The sequence below is a fragment of the Rahnella sp. 1L-D-7-B-C2 genome (assembly GCF_057290995.1).
The window spans coordinates 18,450-37,355 of sequence record NZ_JBXAVQ010000029.1; the positions used below are offsets into that span (position 1 = coordinate 18,450).

At 50.0% G+C, this 18,906-nt stretch carries 17 protein-coding genes; 6 read left to right on the forward strand and 11 right to left on the reverse strand.

Annotated elements, in window-relative coordinates:
- Positions 1 to 14 precede the first annotated feature (14 nt).
- The 4 genes from dtd to typA all read right to left on the reverse strand — a co-directional run bounded on the left by dtd (position 15) and on the right by typA (position 3,927).
- Positions 15 to 452, reverse strand: a complete 438-nt coding sequence (dtd, locus tag AC0Z7K_RS23570; RefSeq protein WP_413531162.1) for a D-aminoacyl-tRNA deacylase — start codon at positions 450 to 452, stop codon at positions 15 to 17.
- Positions 453 to 470: 18 nt separating this feature from the next.
- Positions 471 to 1,340 carry a virulence factor BrkB family protein gene (locus AC0Z7K_RS23575; protein WP_112165203.1) on the reverse strand — a complete coding sequence of 290 codons (870 nt, stop codon included), beginning with the start codon at positions 1,338 to 1,340 and terminating at the stop codon, positions 471 to 473.
- An 11-nt stretch (positions 1,341 to 1,351) separates the two neighbouring features.
- Positions 1,352 to 1,939, reverse strand: coding sequence for a glucose-1-phosphatase (yihX, locus tag AC0Z7K_RS23580; RefSeq protein WP_485616156.1), 588 nt, complete (start codon positions 1,937 to 1,939; stop codon positions 1,352 to 1,354).
- 164 nt (positions 1,940 to 2,103) lie between these two features.
- Positions 2,104 to 3,927 carry a ribosome-dependent GTPase TypA gene (gene typA / locus AC0Z7K_RS23585; RefSeq protein ID WP_413531160.1) on the reverse strand — a complete coding sequence of 608 codons (1,824 nt, stop codon included), beginning with the start codon at positions 3,925 to 3,927 and terminating at the stop codon, positions 2,104 to 2,106.
- A 439-nt stretch (positions 3,928 to 4,366) separates the two neighbouring features.
- Here typA and glnA point away from each other — a divergent pair, with 439 nt between their 5' ends.
- From glnA to glnG, 3 genes are all read left to right on the forward strand, one after another.
- Positions 4,367 to 5,776, forward strand: coding sequence for a glutamate--ammonia ligase (glnA, locus tag AC0Z7K_RS23590; RefSeq protein ID WP_112165209.1), 1,410 nt, complete (start codon positions 4,367 to 4,369; stop codon positions 5,774 to 5,776).
- Between the two features lie 271 nt (positions 5,777 to 6,047).
- The gene (gene glnL, locus AC0Z7K_RS23595; RefSeq protein ID WP_112289289.1) at positions 6,048 to 7,097 is read left to right on the forward strand and encodes a nitrogen regulation protein NR(II); all 1,050 of its coding nucleotides are present in this window, start codon (positions 6,048 to 6,050) and stop codon (positions 7,095 to 7,097) included.
- A gap of 7 nt (positions 7,098 to 7,104) precedes the next feature.
- Positions 7,105 to 8,517: a nitrogen regulation protein NR(I) gene (gene glnG, locus AC0Z7K_RS23600; RefSeq protein ID WP_413531159.1), complete on the forward strand. Its 1,413-nt coding sequence runs from the start codon at positions 7,105 to 7,107 to the stop codon at positions 8,515 to 8,517.
- A gap of 69 nt (positions 8,518 to 8,586) precedes the next feature.
- Here the strand turns inward: glnG and hemN are convergent, their stop codons facing one another.
- Positions 8,587 to 9,960 (reverse strand): oxygen-independent coproporphyrinogen III oxidase, encoded by a 1,374-nt coding sequence (gene hemN / locus AC0Z7K_RS23605; protein ID WP_485616157.1) that lies wholly within the window; start codon positions 9,958 to 9,960, stop codon positions 8,587 to 8,589.
- 187 nt (positions 9,961 to 10,147) lie between these two features.
- A complete protein-coding gene (yihI, locus tag AC0Z7K_RS23610; RefSeq protein WP_485616158.1) occupies positions 10,148 to 10,702 on the reverse strand; it encodes a Der GTPase-activating protein YihI in 555 nt (184 codons plus the stop codon).
- Between the two features lie 585 nt (positions 10,703 to 11,287).
- Between yihI and yihA the strand changes: the two genes are divergently transcribed.
- On the forward strand, positions 11,288 to 11,932 hold the full coding sequence (gene yihA, locus AC0Z7K_RS23615) for a ribosome biogenesis GTP-binding protein YihA/YsxC (RefSeq protein ID WP_413531156.1): 645 nt from the start codon (positions 11,288 to 11,290) through the stop codon (positions 11,930 to 11,932).
- Positions 11,933 to 12,093: 161 nt separating this feature from the next.
- On the opposite strand, the gene spfP is transcribed toward yihA, so the two are convergent.
- The 5 genes from spfP to AC0Z7K_RS23640 form a co-directional block, all read right to left on the reverse strand.
- Complete coding sequence (gene spfP, locus AC0Z7K_RS23620; protein ID WP_071892919.1) at positions 12,094 to 12,141, reverse strand: small protein SpfP; 48 nt, start codon at positions 12,139 to 12,141, stop codon at positions 12,094 to 12,096.
- Between the two features lie 164 nt (positions 12,142 to 12,305).
- Positions 12,306 to 15,110: a DNA polymerase I gene (polA, locus tag AC0Z7K_RS23625; protein ID WP_413531155.1), complete on the reverse strand. Its 2,805-nt coding sequence runs from the start codon at positions 15,108 to 15,110 to the stop codon at positions 12,306 to 12,308.
- A gap of 390 nt (positions 15,111 to 15,500) precedes the next feature.
- Positions 15,501 to 16,124, reverse strand: a complete 624-nt coding sequence (gene dsbA / locus AC0Z7K_RS23630) for a thiol:disulfide interchange protein DsbA (RefSeq protein ID WP_056777623.1) — start codon at positions 16,122 to 16,124, stop codon at positions 15,501 to 15,503.
- A gap of 45 nt (positions 16,125 to 16,169) precedes the next feature.
- The gene (locus AC0Z7K_RS23635) at positions 16,170 to 17,156 is read right to left on the reverse strand and encodes a serine/threonine protein kinase (protein WP_485616160.1); all 987 of its coding nucleotides are present in this window, start codon (positions 17,154 to 17,156) and stop codon (positions 16,170 to 16,172) included.
- Positions 17,157 to 17,248: 92 nt separating this feature from the next.
- On the reverse strand, positions 17,249 to 17,518 hold the full coding sequence (locus AC0Z7K_RS23640) for a YihD family protein (protein ID WP_485616161.1): 270 nt from the start codon (positions 17,516 to 17,518) through the stop codon (positions 17,249 to 17,251).
- Between the two features lie 152 nt (positions 17,519 to 17,670).
- On the opposite strand from AC0Z7K_RS23640, the gene mobA reads away from it, so the two are divergent.
- Both mobA and mobB read left to right on the forward strand, forming a co-directional pair.
- Positions 17,671 to 18,258 (forward strand): molybdenum cofactor guanylyltransferase MobA, encoded by a 588-nt coding sequence (gene mobA / locus AC0Z7K_RS23645; RefSeq protein WP_485616163.1) that lies wholly within the window; start codon positions 17,671 to 17,673, stop codon positions 18,256 to 18,258.
- Complete coding sequence (gene mobB / locus AC0Z7K_RS23650) at positions 18,255 to 18,785, forward strand: molybdopterin-guanine dinucleotide biosynthesis protein MobB (RefSeq protein WP_413531151.1); 531 nt, start codon at positions 18,255 to 18,257, stop codon at positions 18,783 to 18,785. The genes mobA and mobB overlap by 4 nt, the downstream gene beginning before the upstream one ends.
- The last annotated feature ends 121 nt before the right edge of the window (positions 18,786 to 18,906 follow it).

Consider the following 18,906-nt stretch of genomic DNA (forward strand, 5'->3'; position numbering starts at 1 on the left):
TTATGCCTTTTCGATCAGACTTGTAGCCAGAAGGTCACCGGCCCGTCGTTCACCAGCGCCACTTTCATATCCGCAGCAAAGCGGCCGGTTTCGGTAGCGATACCTTTTTCACGGCACTGCCCGCAGAAATACTGATACAGACGGTCGGCTTCCTGCGGCTCTGCGCCGCGTGAAAAGCCGGGGCGCATGCCTTTTTGCGTGTCCGCCGCCAGCGTAAACTGCGATACGACCAGCAGGCTTCCCCCCGCCTGCTGGACGTTTAGATTCATTTTGTCATTTTCGTCACCGAATATCCGGTACCCGATCACCCGTTCACACAGGCGTTTGGCTTTTTGCTCATCATCTCCCTGTTCGACACCCAGTAACACCAGCAATCCCGGCCCGATCTCACCGCAGACGTCGCCATCAATGGTAACGCTGGCATTTAACACCCGCTGAATTAACGCAATCATAAACATCCTTCTGACTGATTATTCTGCTGCCACATCTTGAGCAGACTGCAATTTTCTCAGGGAACGAAACTCGCCGAGCGTCACGGTGATTTCTGCTCCCAAAAGCACGATACACCAGCTGACATAGACCCAAAGAAATAAAATTGGGATCACCGCCAGTACGCCATAAATCAGCTGATAGGACGGGAAAAGCTGGATATATAAAGCAAAGATTTTCTTACTTAATTCAAATAATGCCCCCGAGAAGAGCGCACCAATCAGCGCATCTTTCGCCGGTACTCTGACCGTCGGCACAACCTGATACAACAGCCAGAAAGATATCCATGAAATCAGCAATGGTAGAATGCGCAGAGCATGGTCAATCAGCGAATGTACGCCGCTGATATTCAGCCAGTTCAGCGATAGCAAATAGGAGCTGATGGCCACGCTGGCGACCAGCAGGATAGGCCCGAGCGTCAGCACCATCCAGTACACGGCGAAGGAGAATACGATCGGGCGTTTAGTTTTGCTGTCCCAGATTTTGTTCAGGACGCTGTCTACCGAGGCTATCAAAAGCAGCGCGGTAACGATTAAGCCGCAGGTGCCCACGGCGGTCATTTTGCTGGAGTTCGCCACAAACTGTTCGAGATAGCGCTGGATGGTATTGCCGGTCGCAGGCATGAAGTTAGAGAAAATAAAGGTTTTGAGCTGCGCGCTGATATCCGAAAAAACCGGAAATAAGGCGAACAGCGAAAAAACCACCGCGATCAGCGGCACGAGAGAAAGCAAAGAGACATAGGCTAAATGGCCCGCCAGAAGCGTCAGGCCATCTTTATCTGAACGCCGCAGAAGAAGGCGCGTAAATTTCCAGCATGATTTCGGGTAGTGGCTCAGTGCCCGTTTCTGCATCACAACATCCTTCAGGAAAAGTACTTCGGTACTGTCTGATTATCTTCCACCCACACGGATTCAATCCCCACGGCACGTGCCGCTTCGATATTCTCGATCACATCATCAAAGAACACAGCGTCACCGGCACTGATGCCTTCATGTGCCAGAACATGCTGGAAAATGCCCGGCTCAGGTTTTCGCATACCGATGTTTTGTGAGAGATAAATAGCGTCGGTGTTGGCTTCGATTTCAGGGTAATTTTGCGGCCAGAAATCCAGATGCAGGCGGTTAGTATTCGATAAGACCACCACGCGATGCCCCTGCTGGCGCAGCGTTTTGAAGATCTCAATCATTTCAGCGCGCAAGCCAACAAACACCGACTGCCAGCCAAGGCTGAACTGTTCGAAGCTCAGCGCGATACCCAATTCATGGCAGAGTTCGGCGGCAAACTCTTCGTCGCTGATTTCACCCCGCTCGTGCTTCTGGAAGACTTCGCCCATTGAGAATCGCTCAGTTAGCGTCGCAAGCGGCGTTCCGCTGAAATTGCTCCATACGCCAAGAACACGTTTGAAATCAATATCAATAATGACGTTTCCCATATCAAAAATGTACAGCATTGCACGCTCCTGATTTCAAAGATGACTGTTAACTTTAGCGGTAAAACGTACAGCTGAACAGTGACAGAATTGCGGGATGACGCGCAGGGGCAGAAAAAAAACATAAAAAAAACAGGGTACCAAAGGCACCCTGTTTCTGTGTAACGGCTTTACGTTAAAGAAGATTACGCTTCTTTAGGACCACGCATTGCACGTTTACGATCGTTCTCAGTCAGGTGACGTTTACGGATACGCACAGACAGAGGAGTCACTTCGACCAGTTCGTCATCATCGATGAATTCCAGAGCTTGCTCCAGAGACATTTTGATAGCAGGAACCAGAGTCGTTGCTTCGTCAGTACCAGACGCACGCATGTTGGTCAGTTTCTTACCGGTCAGACAGTTCACAGTCAGGTCGTTAGAACGTGAGTGAATACCGATGATCTGGCCTTCATACACTTCTGCGCCGTGGCCCAGGAACAATTTACCGCGGTCTTGCAGGCTGTACAGTGCGAACGCAACGGCTTTACCCTGACCGTTAGAAATCAGCACGCCGTTCTGACGCTGACCGATTTCACCCTGACGAACATCATCGTAGTGGCTGAATGTGGAGTACAGCAGACCGGTACCTGAAGTCATGGTCATGAATTCAGTACGGAAGCCGATCAGGCCACGTGCCGGGATCAGGTAATCAAGACGGATACGACCTTTACCGTCTGGGATCATGTCTTTGACATCGCCTTTGCGCTCACCCATGGCCTGCATAACAGAACCTTGATGTTGCTCTTCGATATCCAGTGTCACGTTCTCGAATGGCTCTTGCATGCGGCCATCGATTTTACGGTTGATTACTTTAGGACGGGAAACCGCCAGCTCGAAACCTTCGCGACGCATGTTTTCGATCAGAACCGACAGGTGAAGTTCACCACGGCCTGAAACGCGGAATGCATCAGCATCTTCAGTTTCGTCAACGCGCAATGCCACGTTGTGTACCAGTTCTTTGTTCAGACGATCAAGGATCTGACGTGAAGTCACATACTTGCCTTCTTTACCACAGAACGGAGAGGTGTTGACGTTGAAGTACATAGTCACGGTGGGTTCATCAACGCTCAGCGCTGGCAGTGCTTCAACATTTGCCGGGTCACAGATAGTGTCGGAAATGTTCAGTTCACCCAGACCGGTGATTGCGATGATATCGCCCGCTTCAGCAACGGTCGCTTCGATACGCTCAAGACCCATGTGAGTCAGAACTTTACCGACTTTACCGTTACGGGTTTTGCCTTCGCTGTCGATCACAGTGATCTGTTGGTTAGGCTTAACAGTACCACGCTTGATACGGCCGATGCCGATAACGCCAACGTAGTTGTTGTAGTCCAGCTGAGAGATTTGCATCTGGAAAGGTGCTTCCATCTCAACTTGTGGCGGAGATACGTGGTCAACGATCGCCTGGTACAGCGGGGTCATGTCTTCGGCCATATCGTTATGGTCGGTACCCGCGATACCCAACAATGCAGATGCATAGATGATTGGGAAATCGAGTTGTTCGTCGGTTGCGTCCAGGTTTACGAACAGGTCGAAGACCTGATCAACAACCCAGTCAGGACGCGCGCCAGGGCGGTCAACCTTGTTGATTACCACGATCGGCTTCAGACCATTAGCGAAGGCTTTTTTAGTCACGAAGCGGGTTTGCGGCATTGGGCCATCCATTGCATCCACAACCAGCAGCACCGAGTCGACCATTGACATCACACGCTCAACCTCACCGCCGAAGTCGGCGTGTCCTGGGGTATCCACGATGTTGATGCGGTAGTCTTTCCAATTAATGGCGGTGTTTTTTGCGAGGATGGTAATCCCACGCTCTTTCTCCAAATCGTTGGAGTCCATTACGCGTTCGGTAGCTTCTGCACGTTCTCCGAAAGTACCGGATTGTTGCAGCAGCTTGTCGACCAGGGTGGTTTTACCATGGTCAACGTGGGCAATAATGGCGATGTTACGCAAATTTTCGATCACAGCTTTGCCTCAGGCATTAGAAATAGCGCGCTATTGTACACGTATTAAGCGAGGTTCTAAACAAGATCACAAGGATCTTGTTGAAACAACTTAAGGATGGTTACTTTGTGATCCCTTTCACGGTGCAAAAAGAACACTGAACCAATATGACGCACCACTTTGGTGCTTTACATCTCACGATTAGCACCATTGTAGTGCATAACTTCCGTTATGGTGCATACTTATTGAGAGCAAGAGCCCTGTAAAATGGCGTTGTTTGCATTTTCTCAAAGTTGGCACAGTTTTCGCTATACCTTTTACAGGGTGAAAAGAGTCTTATCAGACAATAATAGTGCTGTTTAGGCCACACGCCAGTTCCAGTAAGGCTGTTATTTCCAACTAAAGACCAAAAAATGGTTATTCGTTCCACGACGATAATGAGAAATTCGGGAGAACTAGTATGTCCGCTGAACACGTTTTGACGATGCTGAATGAGCATGAAGTGAAATTCGTAGATTTACGTTTCACTGATACCAAAGGCAAAGAACAGCACGTCACCATTCCTGCACACCAGGTTAGCGCCGACTTCTTCGAAGAAGGTAAAATGTTTGATGGCTCTTCAATCGGTGGCTGGAAAGGCATTAACGAATCTGACATGGTTCTGATGCCAGATGCCAGCACTGCTGTTCTGGACCCATTCTTTGAAGAAACCACACTGATCATTCGTTGCGATATCCTTGAGCCAACAACGCTGCAAGGTTATGACCGTGACCCACGTTCAACGTCTAAGCGTGCAGAAGATTTCCTGCGGGCTTCCGGCATCGCGGACACCGTTCTGTTCGGGCCAGAGCCAGAATTCTTCCTGTTTGATGATGTGCGTTTCGGCAGCAGCATCTCCGGTTCTCACGTCGCTATCGATGATATCGAAGGCGCATGGAACTCTGCGACTAAATACGAAGGCGGCAACAAAGGCCACCGTCCTGCAGTAAAAGGCGGCTACTTCCCGGTTCCTCCGGTCGACTCCTCTCAGGATCTGCGTTCTACCATGTGTCTGACCATGGAAGAAATGGGCCTGGTTGTTGAAGCTCACCACCACGAAGTAGCAACTGCTGGTCAGAACGAAGTGGCAACCCGCTTCAACACCATGACCAAGAAAGCTGACGAAATCCAAATCTACAAATACGTGGTTCACAACGTGGCTCACGCATTTGGCAAAACCGCGACCTTCATGCCAAAACCAATGTTTGGCGATAACGGTTCCGGTATGCACTGCCATATGTCCTTGTTCAAGAACGGTAATAACCTGTTCTCTGGCGACAAATACGGCGGCCTGTCTGAAATGGCACTGTTCTACATCGGCGGTATCATCAAACACGCTAAAGCGATCAACGCCTACGCTAACCCGACTACCAACTCCTACAAGCGTTTGGTCCCGGGCTACGAAGCTCCAGTAATGCTGGCGTACTCTGCGCGTAACCGTTCTGCATCCATCCGTATTCCACACGTATCAAGCCCTAAAGCGATGCGTATCGAAGCACGTTTCCCTGATCCAGCGGCTAACCCATACCTAGCGTTCGCTGCACTGATGATGGCTGGCGTCGACGGTATCATCAACAAAATCCATCCTGGTGATGCGATGGATAAAAACCTGTATGACCTGCCACCGGAAGAAGAAGCAGAAATTCCAAAAGTTGCAGGCTCACTGGAAGAAGCGATGAACTGCCTGAGCGAAGACCGCGAGTTCCTGACCCGTGGCGGCGTGTTCACCGATGACGCGATCGATGCTTATATCGCTCTGCGTAAAGAAGAGATGGACCGTGTTCGCATGACTCCGCACCCGGTTGAGTTCGAACTGTACTACAGCGTTTAATAAATAAATCAGCATCTACTCTTCGATTAGAGCTGAACTCAGCGCCCGTCTTCGTACAGGCGCTGAGCGGAATACCCGACTGAAGGTCAGGTAGTGAGAAAACCTTCAGCGTCAAAATCAAGTAAGACGATTTAATTTGTTGCCGTGGAAACTTTCAGCCCATCTCCGGATGGGCTTTTTTCTCCACACTCTTTCCTGCTTAACCCCTCTGGCCCGTGTTTTCGCCGGGTAACGAGATAAAATGCACCCATCCGGTGCGGGAGACTGCGGTATGGCAACTGGCAAACTGCCCGATGCTGGGCAGATCCTGAATTCCTTAATCAACAGCGTTCTGTTGTTGGACGACGATTTGGCGGTGCACTACGCCAATCCGGCGGCTCAGCAGCTGCTGGCGCAAAGTTCCCGCAAACTTTTTGGCACACCTTTGCCAGAGCTGGTGGGATATTTTTCGCTGAATATCGAGTTGATGCGTGAAAGTCTGACGGCCGGACAGGGCTTTACAGACAGCGAAGTCACTTTGGTGGTGGATGGCCGCGCGCATGTGCTGTCACTGACTGCCCAGATGCTGCCGGAAGGTTTCATTCTGGTGGAACTGGCCCCAATGGATAATCAGCGCAGGCTGAGCCAGGAACAATTGCAGCATGCTCAACAAGTTGCCGCGCGTGATTTAATCCGCGGTCTGGCGCATGAAATTAAAAATCCGCTCGGTGGATTACGTGGCGCAGCTCAGTTGTTATCCAGAGCGCTCCCGGATCCGGCGCTCCTGGAATACACCAAAGTCATTATTGAGCAGGCCGACCGCTTGCGTAATCTGGTTGATCGTTTGCTGGGGCCTCAGCGCCCAAGTCAGCACGTCACGCAAAGCATTCATCAGGTTGCAGAACGTGTTTGCCAGCTGGTGTCGATGGAGAAGCCGGATAACGTTCAGCTCGTGAGGGACTACGACCCAAGCCTGCCAGAACTGGCGCATGACCCCGACCAGATTGAACAAATTTTATTGAACATCACCCGCAATGCTCTGCAGGCACTCGGGGAGGAAGGCGGCACAATTACACTGCGTACGCGCACTGCTTTCCAGATAACGTTACATGGCGTGCGTTATCGTCTGGCGGCCCGTATCGATATTGAAGATGACGGCCCCGGCGTACCGGCCCATTTGCAGGACACCCTTTTTTACCCCATGGTCAGTGGCCGCGAGGGGGGCACCGGTTTGGGCCTGTCCATCGCGCGCAGTTTGATTGATCAGCATTCGGGTAAAGTTGAATTTAACAGTTGGCCAGGACATACCGAATTCTCGGTTTTCCTGCCTATTCGCCAGTGAGGTTCTTATGCAACGAGGGATAGTCTGGATCGTCGATGACGATAGCTCCATCCGCTGGGTACTTGAACGTGCGCTCACTGGGGCAGGTTTGCACTGCACTACGTTTGACAGCGGTAATGAAGTGCTGGAAGCCATTGCGACTCAAACCCCTGACGTTTTGTTATCAGATATCCGCATGCCCGGCATGGACGGTTTAGCGCTGCTGAAACAGATTAAACAGCGCCATCCGATGCTTCCGGTCATCATAATGACAGCGCATTCCGATCTGGATGCTGCCGTCAGCGCGTATCAGCAAGGTGCGTTTGATTATCTGCCAAAACCGTTCGACATTGATGAAGCAGTAGCGCTGGTAGAACGCGCCATCAGTCATTACCAGGAACAGCAACAACCGGCGCGCACTCAGCCCGCCAGCGGTCCGACGGCTGACATTATTGGCGAAGCGCCAGCCATGCAGGATGTTTTCCGCATCATAGGCCGCCTGTCCCGCTCGTCGATCAGCGTCCTGATCAACGGCGAATCAGGCACCGGTAAAGAACTGGTTGCTCATGCTCTTCACCGCCACAGCCCGCGCGCTAAAGCCCCTTTTATCGCGTTAAATATGGCCGCAATCCCGAAAGACCTGATCGAGTCGGAACTGTTCGGCCACGAGAAAGGCGCATTTACCGGCGCGAATACCGTTCGTCAGGGGCGTTTTGAGCAGGCTGATAACGGCACACTGTTCCTCGATGAGATTGGCGATATGCCGCTCGACGTACAAACCCGCCTGCTGCGCGTGCTGGCAGACGGTCAGTTCTACCGCGTCGGTGGCTATGCGCCGGTGAAAGTCGATGTACGAATCATTGCAGCGACACACCAGAATCTGGAACTTCGGGTTCAGGAAGGCAAATTCCGTGAGGATTTATTCCATCGTCTGAATGTGATCCGCGTGCATTTGCCACCGCTGCGTGAACGTCGTGAAGATATTCCGCGTCTGGCACGCTATTTCCTGCAAGTTGCCGCGAAAGAGCTTGGCGTAGAAGCGAAGAATCTGCATCCTGAAACAGAAACTGCACTGACGCGTCTGCCGTGGCAAGGTAACGTGCGCCAGCTGGAGAACACCTGTCGCTGGTTAACCGTGATGGCGGCCGGTCAGGAAGTGCTGATTCAGGACTTACCGAGCGAGCTGTTCGAAACCTCGGCGCCCGAAGCGGGCGGGCAGAGTTTGCCGGACAGCTGGGCAACGCTGCTGGCACAATGGGCGGATCGCGCGCTGCGTTCCGGTCATCAAAACCTGCTATCAGAAGCGCAGCCTGAAATGGAACGCACCTTGCTGACCACGGCGCTGCGCCATACGCAAGGCCACAAGCAGGAAGCCGCTCGTTTACTGGGCTGGGGGCGTAATACTCTGACACGTAAACTGAAAGAACTGGGCATGGAATAACATCCGCGTCAAAAGCAAAACAGCCGCAAAAGCGGCTGTTTTTGTTTGGGGAAACGCTGAGTTTGCAGGTCAGATCACGCGGGAGAATTGCTTCTGGCGAACCTGACGGCGTAAATAGATATCAAAACACATGCAAATATTGCGGATCAACAGGCGTCCGCGCGGCGTGACCTGAATATGTTTCTTACTCACCTCCACCAGTCCGTCTTCCGCCAGCGGCACCAGCAACGCTAAGTCTTCGGCAAAGTATTCATTGAACGGAATACCATAGCGTTTCTCGATATCTGCAAAATCCAGTTCGAAATGGCAGATCAGTGCTTTGATCACATCACGACGCAGGCAGTCATCGTCGGTCATTTCCAAACCCCGCCAGAGCGCATTTCCCTGCTCTTCGACCCGCGCGTAATAAGTTTTCAGGTCTTTCTCGTTTTGCGCATAGGTATCGCCCAACATGCTGATTGCAGAAACACCCATCCCAAGCAAATCGCTGTCACCCTGCGTGGTGTAACCCTGAAAATTGCGGTGCAATTTGCCTTCACGCTGCGCAATCGCCAGTTCGTCATCCGGTCGGGCAAAGTGATCCATACCGATAAAGCGGTAACCGGATTCTGTCAGTGAACTGATGGTTTCCTGCAGGATTCTCAGTTTCTCTTCAGCACCGGGCAAATCGGCATCTTTGATTTTGCGTTGAGCGGCGAAAAGAGTCGGCATGTGGGCGTAATTGAATACGCTAAGGCGATCGGGATTCAGCGCGGCGACGCGTTGCAGCGTATAGGCAAAACTTTCAGCCGTTTGTTTTGGCAGGCCGTAAATAAGATCGATATTGGTCGAGTTAAAACCCAGCGCGCGCGCACGTTCGATCAGAGCAAAAATGAAGTCTTCGTCCTGCTCACGATTAACCAGACGCTGCACTTCCTTGTTGAAATCCTGCACGCCCATGCTCAGACGATTGAAGCCTTCGTTGCGCAGGTGATCCAGCACATCCAGCTCTATTTCACGCGGATCAAGCTCCAGCGACATCTCCGCATCCGGCAGGAGAGTGAAATGTTCCCGCAGAAGGGCCATCAGACGGCTTATCTGGGCTTTAGTCAGATAAGTGGGAGTACCACCGCCCCAATGGAGCTGACTGACGTGACGGCCCTTAAAGAGCGGCGCACGTTGGTGTATCTCTTTCTCGAGTACGTTCAGGTATTCTTCGGCTTTGTGCTGCTGACGGGTGACCAGCTTATTACAGCCACAGAAGTAGCAGAGCTTATGGCAGAACGGAATGTGCACATAAAGCGAGAGGGAACGCTCGGGATAACGGGCAGCGGCTTTTTCAAAGGCTGCGTCGTCGTAGCTTTCGCTGAATTCAAGTGCTGTTGGGTAGGAAGTATATCGCGGACCCGAATAGTTGTACTTCTGGATCAGCGCTAAATCCCAGACGGTTGTCTGTTCTGACATGGGTGAATCACTCCTTCCGGCGTCGGATGCTACCGGTTCGCCTTACCGGCAGGCTTTTGGCCTGCCGTGCAAAGGTCGCTCTGCGCAAACGTGCTTTGGTTTTCGATAACCGCCATAGTTTACCGAATAACCAAAGCAGATAACATGCAAAGAGTAAGGCTATTGCCGGAATGACCCAGCTCATGGCTTAGAAACCGTCTGTGGGGTTCCCGCGCTTGAGCAGTTGCATCATGTCTTCGTTCTTTTCTTCTTCATCATCTTCTTCGTCATCGCCAAGTTCGATACCCAGCAATTCCATCAGAACATCGATGCGATCCAGAGTCTGATCAACATAAGCCTGATCTTCAGCGCTCAGCGCTTTGCCGTCATCGATAAGATCCAGCAAACCATCTAAACGTTGATCATTTTCCAGCAACGTCAGTTCTTCTTCCGGCGTCATTTTTGGTTTCGGATCTTGCACTGGCTGCGCGGCTTTCTTCGCTTTCGGTGCATTGTTCATGACGGTTTCAACGATCAATGGCACAGCTTTTTTACTGCCGATGCGCGGATCGGTTTTCTTCGCTGCTGCACCGCTTTGATTTTGGTTTGCATCCGGGTTCGCACGGGAACCTGCCTTACGGCCGCGGCGGCGGTTGTCACGCTTGCGTTCACGCGCTTCAATATCGAGCTCGACGCGATTCTTTTTTCTCTTCGGTTTAGCTGTCGCGGTATTGGCGCGCGGGGCTTTCGCTGGCTGTTTCATGGCTTCTGCTCTTAGGTGTGTACATTTAGTATAGATTTGCGGCGGAATCTAGCAGAAAGCGACCAAAGAAAAAAGGCAGCAAGTGGACCTTGCTGCCTTTTTCTTTCCTTCGTGCGAAGGATATCCATCAAACACTTTCCTTGTATAGCGTCAACGTCCCGGTTTTTCCTTTGCCTTTCAGGGCCTCCAGCCCCGTTCATCCTTAAAGCGCCCTGCATTTCCTGTATTCCCTGAAGGCTCTTGTCATCCATGTTTCCATTCTTGCCTTCATTGCGTAAGAAATACTTTACCCTATCGCCGCAAAGGCTCAAGATACTGCCCTGTCGTCTTTTGCTTACAACCAGTGCTTTATTTTTATCGCATTGAATCTAAAGTGAATTAAAAAATACGGCGACTCAATAAGCGAAATAACCCGCATTATGAATAGCAAATGTCTTACATCATGAAGGCCATTTTCCCCCGCCTTCATCTCTGTGGTCCCTTCGCATCATCATTCGGATTGTAAAAACACTGAACGTATCCAGGCGCAGTTGCAGTTATAATCGCCAGTCAGCCAGATACATAATCCCCACGGAGACGCACGTTTTGACCAGCCAAACTTACAACTATCATATGACCCATTTCGTCCTTAGCGCCCCGGATATCCGGCATCTGCCGAGTGACGCAGGCATTGAAGTCGCATTTGCTGGTCGTTCAAACGCCGGCAAATCCAGTGCGCTGAATACGCTGACCCAGCAGAAAAGTCTGGCGCGTATCAGTAAAACCCCTGGCCGTACGCAATTAATTAACCTGTTTGAAGTGGAGCCAGGTATCCGCCTGGTCGACCTTCCGGGTTATGGCTATGCGCAAGTTCCGGAAGAAATGAAACGCAAATGGCAGCGCTCGCTGGGCGAATACCTGCAGATGCGTAACTCGCTGAAAGGGCTGGTGGTGCTGATGGATATCCGTCACCCGCTTAAAGATCTTGATCAGCAGATGATTCAGTGGGCTGTTGATGTCGGTACGCCGGTGATGTTGCTGCTGACCAAAGCCGACAAACTGGCCTCGGGCGCACGTCAGGCGCAAGTCAAAATGGTCCGTGAAGCGGTGAAAGAATTTATGGGTGACATCCAGGTTGAAGCGTTCTCTTCACCGAAGAAAATGGGTGTGGATAAACTCAATGACAAGCTGAACACCTGGTTCAGTGAAATTCCGCCAGAAGTGTTGGAAGACGAACTTTCAGGCGAATAAGCCGCAGGGAAAAGCTGTAAGTAAAGAACATCACGGGTGGCCATCGGGTCACCCTTTTTTTTGGCTGGCGGACAGAGATCAGAGGCAATACCGACCGGAGATCCTGTGAAAAGTACAATAAAAAACGCCCCAGACATAAATGCCTGGGGCGGCTAAAATATTCAGCCAAATCCGATTACGTGAAGTAAAAGGTCTGAAAGATAGAACATCTTACCTCTGTACCCTACGAGAGAAACTTTACCCTATTTCATGACGGGGAAAAAGAACTTTTTGTAGTTTACTTACACAATAATCGAGGATTATGCGATCACCTTCATGGTCTGAACCTATAATCCTGTAGCTTAATTACAAAAAAAGCTTAATAACTATCCACTTAGTGAGCCTGATCCCAATTCTCGCCAGTACCTACATCCACCTTCAGCGGAACGGCCAGTTCCATGCTCGATTCCATCAGATTGCGGATTTTCTCACTTGCAGCCTCAACGTCGTCATTGTGAACCTCAAAAACCAGTTCATCGTGTACTTGCATAATGATGCGGGCACGCGGGGCATCAGGTTGTTTCAGCCAGTCCGCGACGTTTATCATCGCGCGCTTGATGATGTCAGCAGCCGTTCCCTGCATCGGGGCATTGATTGCGGCGCGCTCGGCCCCTTTACGACGCATGGCGTTGCTGGATTTAATGTCCGGCAGATACAAGCGGCGACCGTCGAGTGTTTCAACGTAGCCCTGTTCAGAAGCCTGCGTCCGCGTGCGTTCCATATATTCGAGAACGCCCGGATAGCGTTCAAAATAGAGATCCATATAACGCTGGGATTCTTTACGCGGAATGTTCAGCTGCCGCGAGAGACCAAATGCGCTCATGCCGTAAATCAGGCCGAAGTTGATGGCCTTCGCACTACGACGCTGCTCGCCGGTGACGCTCTCCAGCGGCGTGCCAAAGACTTCCGCGGCTGTGGCCCGGTGAATGTCTTTCCCTTCAGCAAAGGCTTTCAGCAGCCCCTCATCTTTCGATAAGTGCGCCATGATGCGCAATTCGATCTGGGAGTAGTCGGCAGCCAGAATGCAGTAATCTTTCGGCGCAATAAATGCCTGACGGATACGACGGCCCTCATCATTACGCACCGGAATATTTTGCAAGTTTGGATCACTGGATGACAGACGTCCGGTCGCCGTGACAGCCTGGTGATAAGACGTATGTACGCGGCCAGACTGCGGATTGATCATCAACGGCAGTTTGTCGGTGTAAGTGGATTTCAGCTTCGCCAGACCGCGATACTCAAGAATGACTTTCGGCAGTGGATAATCCAGTGCCAGTTCAGCCAGTACCTCTTCGTTTGTCGAAGGTGCACCACCCGGCGTTTTTTTCAGTATCGGCAGCTTTTGTTTTTCATACAAAATGGCCTGCAACTGCTTAGTCGACGACAGGTTAAAAGGTTCTTCCGCCAGCTCATGCGCTTTGTTTTCCAGTTCATTCAGGCGGATAGCCAGTTCTTTGGAATGGGCAGCTAAAATATGCTGGTCTATCAGGACACCAGTACGTTCAATGTGAGACAGAATGGGCACCAGCGGCATTTCGATATCGGTGAATACTTTCTTCAGCGATTCGCTTTCCTGAATACGCGGCCAGAGTGTCTGATGCAGTTGTAGCGTGACATCGGCATCTTCCGCTGCATAAGGCGCAGCCTGTTCAAGCGCGATCTGGTTGAAAGTCAGCTGGTTTTTACCTTTGCCGGCGATCTCTTCGAAACCGACCGTTTTATGGCCCAGATAGCGATCTGCCAGGCTGTCCATATCATGCCGACCTGAAACACTGTCGAGCACGTAGGATTCGAGCATGGTGTCAAACGCAATTCCTTTCATTTCGATGTCATAGCGCAGCAAGATGCCGCGATCGAATTTCAGGTTCTGTCCGACTTTCAACTGCTTCTCATCTTCCAGCAAAGGCTTGAGCTGTTTCAGTACGTCCGTGCGATCCAGCTGCAGCGGCGCATCCAGATAGTCATGTGCGACAGGAAGATAAGCCGCTTTACCCGCTTCGGTCGCAAACGATAACCCAATCAGATTAGCGGTCAGCGTATCCAGACCATCGGTTTCAGTATCGAATGCAAAAACTTCCGACGCTTTCAGGTAGCCAATCCACTCATCAAGCGTGGCCTGATCGAGAATGGTGACGTAGCCGTCCTGAGTTAGCTGGTTACGTTCGACAGGTTCAGCGTCGGGTAGATCATCTGCTGCTGCGCCTTTTTTGGCGGAGGATGTCGTTTTAGTCGCCGATTTCTTGCCGCTTAACCACGTGCCAGACTCAACATCAGCCAGCCAGCGCTTGAATTCATAACGGCCAAACAGCTGATGAAGTTCATCGGCGTCCGGCTCAGAGACTGTCAGCTCGGCGCAGGTTACATCGAGTTTGACGTCAGTTTTGATCGTCGCCAGCTGGTAAGAGAGGTAAGCAACGTCTTTATTATCAGCCAGTTTCGCTGCCATAGTTTTAGAACCACGGAAGCTTAATGTAGAAATTTTATCAAGATCGGCATACAGCGCATCAAGTCCACCAATCCCCTGTAATAATGCCTGTGCAGTTTTTTCGCCAACGCCCGGCACACCAGGAATATTGTCCGAGGAATCACCCATCAAGGCCAGAAAATCGATAATCAGTTCCGGGGGCACGCCATATTTTTCAACGACTTCATCAGGCCCGAGGACCGCGTTATTCATGGTGTTAATCAGCGTCACACCCGGCGTGACCAGTTGCGCCATGTCTTTGTCGCCAGTGCTTATCAGCACGGCATGACCAGCCTTCTCAGCTTCAAGTGCCAGTGTGCCAATCACGTCGTCCGCTTCTACGCCCGACACCACCAGTAACGGTAATCCCATCGCTTTTACCATCTGGTGCAGGGGTTCAATTTGCGAACGCAGATCGTCAGGCATTGGGGGACGGTGAGATTTGTACTGATCAAAGAGTTCATCACGGAAGGTTTTGCCTTTCGCGTCAAACACCACAGCAACATGGCTCGGCGTGTATTGCAGCAACAAACTGCGCAACATATTCAGCACGCCGTACATCGCGCCCGTCGGTTCACCCTGGGAGTTGGTCAACGGGGGAAACGCATGGTAAGCGCGGTAGAGGTAAGACGAACCGTCTACCAGGATCAATGGGTTTTCTGCTATCTGGGCCATAACTCTTCTTTATTCGTGATCAGACATGCTCTAAGGATGCCATAGCCGGCGGGAAAGACGAACCTTGCGAAGGAAATTCATTGCAAACTTTCGGAAGATCTCGAAGGATCATCCTGTGGATAAGTTTGTGAATAGTTTTTATTAGAATTGATTGGTTGAAGGTGTTGAGAAAATAATCGCTAATTTTAACTACTGCTATCATCAGGTTATCGTGTTTTCACATGAGACTCTGATGTAATAGAAACTTAATAGGTATTGTGGATAGTAATATTCATTGGAAGAGGAACATTATTAAAATCATTTATACTTCAGGTTTTTTCTTAAGGTTAAACATCCATTTTGGGAAGGATATAATGCCAGCTTGTTAGCTGGCATTGGGATGATAAAATCTTATTTTTTGGTCGCGAGGAAATTGATCACATCTGAATATTGTTTGACATACATATCCATAGAGCTGGTATCCAGGCCGTCGTTTTTCACCATATATTTGCCATTTACAAATACAGAGGGAACGCCTTGCAGACCTAGGTCAGCGGCAGCTTTCTCTTGTTGTACAACCAGAGATTTCACCACGAAGCTGTTCAGTGCTGCATCATAATCTTCGCCTTTCACACCTGCCTGAATAAAGACTTTACGAATATCATCAGCATTCTGCACAGACTGTTGCTTCTGTACGGCATCAAACATCAGTGGGCTGACTTTATCTTCTACGCCCAGCGCGATGGCCACAGCCCACGCCTGAGTTAATTGTTTGCCTAAAGGACCCAAGAATTCGACGTGATATTTGGTGTATTTAACATCTTTAGGCAGGTTCTTACGGATGCTGTCAGAAACATGCCAGACTTGTTCAAACTGATAACAGTGTGGGCAATAAAATGAGAAAAACTCGAGTACCTGTGGCTCATTAGCAACGGTTTTATCTAAAGTTACGTACTGCGCACCATCAGAAAATTGTGCCGCAGATACACTGAAGGCCATAACCATACCAACCAGTGCCAGGAATATCTTTTTCATATAAAGCCTATCTCCAATTAATTAAATTTCGACGTTAATCATGACTCAATACATTGGCATCAACTGCAAAGGAGGTGCCTTTAGTTTCTTAATTTGCTCATTAAAAGCAGCAATCTGACCTCGCCAAAAGTCTTCGTCCGTCATCCATGGAAAACTTTTAGGGAACGCGGGATCTTCCCAACGGCGAGCTACCCAGGCCAGATAATAGACCATTCGCATCCCGCGCAGCGGTTCAATTAATGCAAGTTCGCGGGCATCAAAATCTGCGAATTCTTCATACGCTTCCAGCAAGACATCTAACTGAAGGCGCTGTTCGCTCTGATCACCATGAAGCAACATCCAGAGATCCTGTATAGCGGGGCCATTGCGTGCATCATCCATATCGACAAAAAGCGGGCCATCACGCCAGAGAATATTGCCCGGATGGCAATCGCCATGCAGACGCAGCGGCTGCCAGTCGGTATGCCAATACTCTTTTGTCGTGTTGATCAGATCATCTGTTGCCAGTAAGAATGGCTCACGCAGGGTTTTGGGGATCAATGGGCATTGCGCGAGAACTTCACGCGGCTGGGCCAGATACTCGTCCAACCCTATCGTCGGGCGGGCAGTAAAGAGACTTTCTCTACCAACCTGATGAATACGCCCCAGGAAACGTCCAACCCACTCCAGCTGATCGAGATTATCAATTTCATACTGACGGCCACCAACGCTGGGAAACACAGTAAACATGTAACCCTGGTGGTGATGTAAAGTATTTTCATTGATGGTAAGCGGGGCTACTGCAGGTATTTCAGCCTCAGACATATCGTGTGAAAAACGGTGCTCTTCATGAATCTGCTCTTCAGTCCAACGTTCCGGACGATAGAACTTCACCACATAGCGTTTTCTGTCTTCGCAGAGAAACTGATATACCCGATTCTCATAGCTGTTTAATGCAGTGAGGCCGGAGTCTGCGCGCAGTCCGACACTCTCTAGCGCATCAAGGATAAGATCCGGCGACAATGCCTGAAAATTGAAAGCTGAATTATTCATAACTTCATTCGGATTGGCCGCGCAGAAAAATGACAATGGGAAATAGTATCATCTATTTTTCGCGGTTCGCATGAAGTTCACATAAGTTTACATCAATCTTTAATCACGCCGCGGGCGCGCAGAAGCGCAGTTTTAAAATCATCCTCATAGTCTTTCTTCAGACCTGGGATTTCCGCTGAACTGTCAGTGCCGCGCATTTTAAGGTGGTAAATCAAGGTATCGTCGCTCAATTCCGTTAATGGTCCCTGATATCCGCACTCTCCCGCCAGTTTCTGAATAAACTCCATCAGGTTAAGGTCGCAGTCTTCTTTCCATGCTGGGTGTATTAACTCAATCAACTCGTTTACGCGATGTTCTTTCATGATGTTCTCTTTCCATATTTATCAGACCTTAAAAATAACAGGGTTATTTCCTTAGGGAAAGAACAAGCTTATTGCGGCAAAGTTAAACCTGCTTGAATTGGAAGTTAGACGTTACAATGGCCAGAATACTGAGACTTTAGCAGGGGAATATCATGGAGCGCAGTTGTATTACCGGCGTCATTTTAGCCGGTGGCCTGTCGAGCAGAATGGGAGAGGATAAGGGGCTGGTTAAGGTTAACGGTAAGCCTCTCTTTGAACATATCGCTGAAAGGCTTCGTCCGCAGGTGGGAGAGATCCTGATCAGCTGCAATCAGAACACAGACCGGTACGGCAAAGATTTCCGGACTGTCCCTGATCTTATCCAGAATTTCTCTGGCCCTCTCGCCGGGATGTTGGCCGCTTTAACAGTAAGCAAAACAGAATGGGTGTTGTTCGTACCTTGTGATGTCCCTGGATTCCCATACAACTTAGCAAATGCTTTTCTGGCGGAAATTGCAGGCCAGCAAGCTGCCTATGCGCGAGATCCCGTGCGCGAGCACCCTACTCTTTGTTTGCTAAACCGTAGCCTTATCCCGACACTAAAAACATATCTGGAAAACGGTGACCGGAAAGTGATGATTTTCTTCAATAATATTGATGCTAAAACCGTTTTATTTCAGGATGCTTCACAGTTCTCCAATCTCAATACTCAGGGAGATGTTTTACTTTGGCAGAACAGCCAGATAGGGCATCCACAATGAAAAAAGCGGATATCCCACTTCTTGGCATAGTTGCATACAGTGGAACAGGTAAAACAACATTACTGAAACAGCTAATTCCTTATCTCAGACAGCGCGGTATCCGCACCGGATTGATAAAGCACACTCATCATGAGGTCGACGTCGATACGCCCGGTAAAGACAGTTTTGAGCTAAGAAAGGCAGGAGCGGACCAGACGATGGTCGCTAGCAGTCATCGATGGGCCTTAATGACAGAAACACCACAACAGGAAGCTCCTGATCTTGGGTATCTGGCATCGCGTTTTGATCGTAGTAATCTGGATATGGTTTTGGTCGAAGGATTTAAACATGAAGAAATCGACAAAATTGTGCTGCACAGAGAGGAAAACGGCAGATCTTTAGAGCGGCTCATCGATTCTCATGTCATCGCCGTGGCCACTAATCGTTTGCCAGCCCTCGTCATGGAATCAATTAAGATACTTGATCTTAATAAGATTGATGAAATCGGAGAATTTATCGTTACATGGCTGGAAAACCAGAGCAAATAGAATGTATTTATTTGCCAATTCTCCCTCAAATTCCAGACAGCAAAAAGCCCTGTACGTCAGTACAGGGCTTTCCACTTATTTGATGCCTGGCAGTTCCCTACTCTCGCATGGGGAGACCCCA

Bases quoted from the DNA above. Each gene is read 5' to 3' on its own strand.
- dtd (WP_413531162.1), bottom strand. From the start codon at position 452: ATGATTGCGTTAATTCAGCGGGTGTTAAATGCCAGCGTTACCATTGAT.
- AC0Z7K_RS23575 (WP_112165203.1), bottom strand. From the start codon at position 1,340: ATGCAGAAACGGGCACTGAGCCACTACCCGAAATCATGCTGGAAATTT.
- yihX (WP_485616156.1), bottom strand. From the start codon at position 1,939: ATGCTGTACATTTTTGATATGGGAAACGTCATTATTGATATTGATTTC.
- glnA (WP_112165209.1), top strand. From the start codon at position 4,367: ATGTCCGCTGAACACGTTTTGACGATGCTGAATGAGCATGAAGTGAAA.
- glnL (WP_112289289.1), top strand. From the start codon at position 6,048: ATGGCAACTGGCAAACTGCCCGATGCTGGGCAGATCCTGAATTCCTTA.
- glnG (WP_413531159.1), top strand. From the start codon at position 7,105: ATGCAACGAGGGATAGTCTGGATCGTCGATGACGATAGCTCCATCCGC.
- hemN (WP_485616157.1), bottom strand. From the start codon at position 9,960: ATGTCAGAACAGACAACCGTCTGGGATTTAGCGCTGATCCAGAAGTAC.
- yihI (WP_485616158.1), bottom strand. From the start codon at position 10,702: ATGAAACAGCCAGCGAAAGCCCCGCGCGCCAATACCGCGACAGCTAAA.
- polA (WP_413531155.1), bottom strand. From the start codon at position 15,110: ATGGCCCAGATAGCAGAAAACCCATTGATCCTGGTAGACGGTTCGTCT.
- dsbA (WP_056777623.1), bottom strand. From the start codon at position 16,124: ATGAAAAAGATATTCCTGGCACTGGTTGGTATGGTTATGGCCTTCAGT.
- AC0Z7K_RS23635 (WP_485616160.1), bottom strand. From the start codon at position 17,156: ATGAATAATTCAGCTTTCAATTTTCAGGCATTGTCGCCGGATCTTATC.
- AC0Z7K_RS23640 (WP_485616161.1), bottom strand. From the start codon at position 17,518: ATGAAAGAACATCGCGTAAACGAGTTGATTGAGTTAATACACCCAGCA.
- mobA (WP_485616163.1), top strand. From the start codon at position 17,671: ATGGAGCGCAGTTGTATTACCGGCGTCATTTTAGCCGGTGGCCTGTCG.
- mobB (WP_413531151.1), top strand. From the start codon at position 18,255: ATGAAAAAAGCGGATATCCCACTTCTTGGCATAGTTGCATACAGTGGA.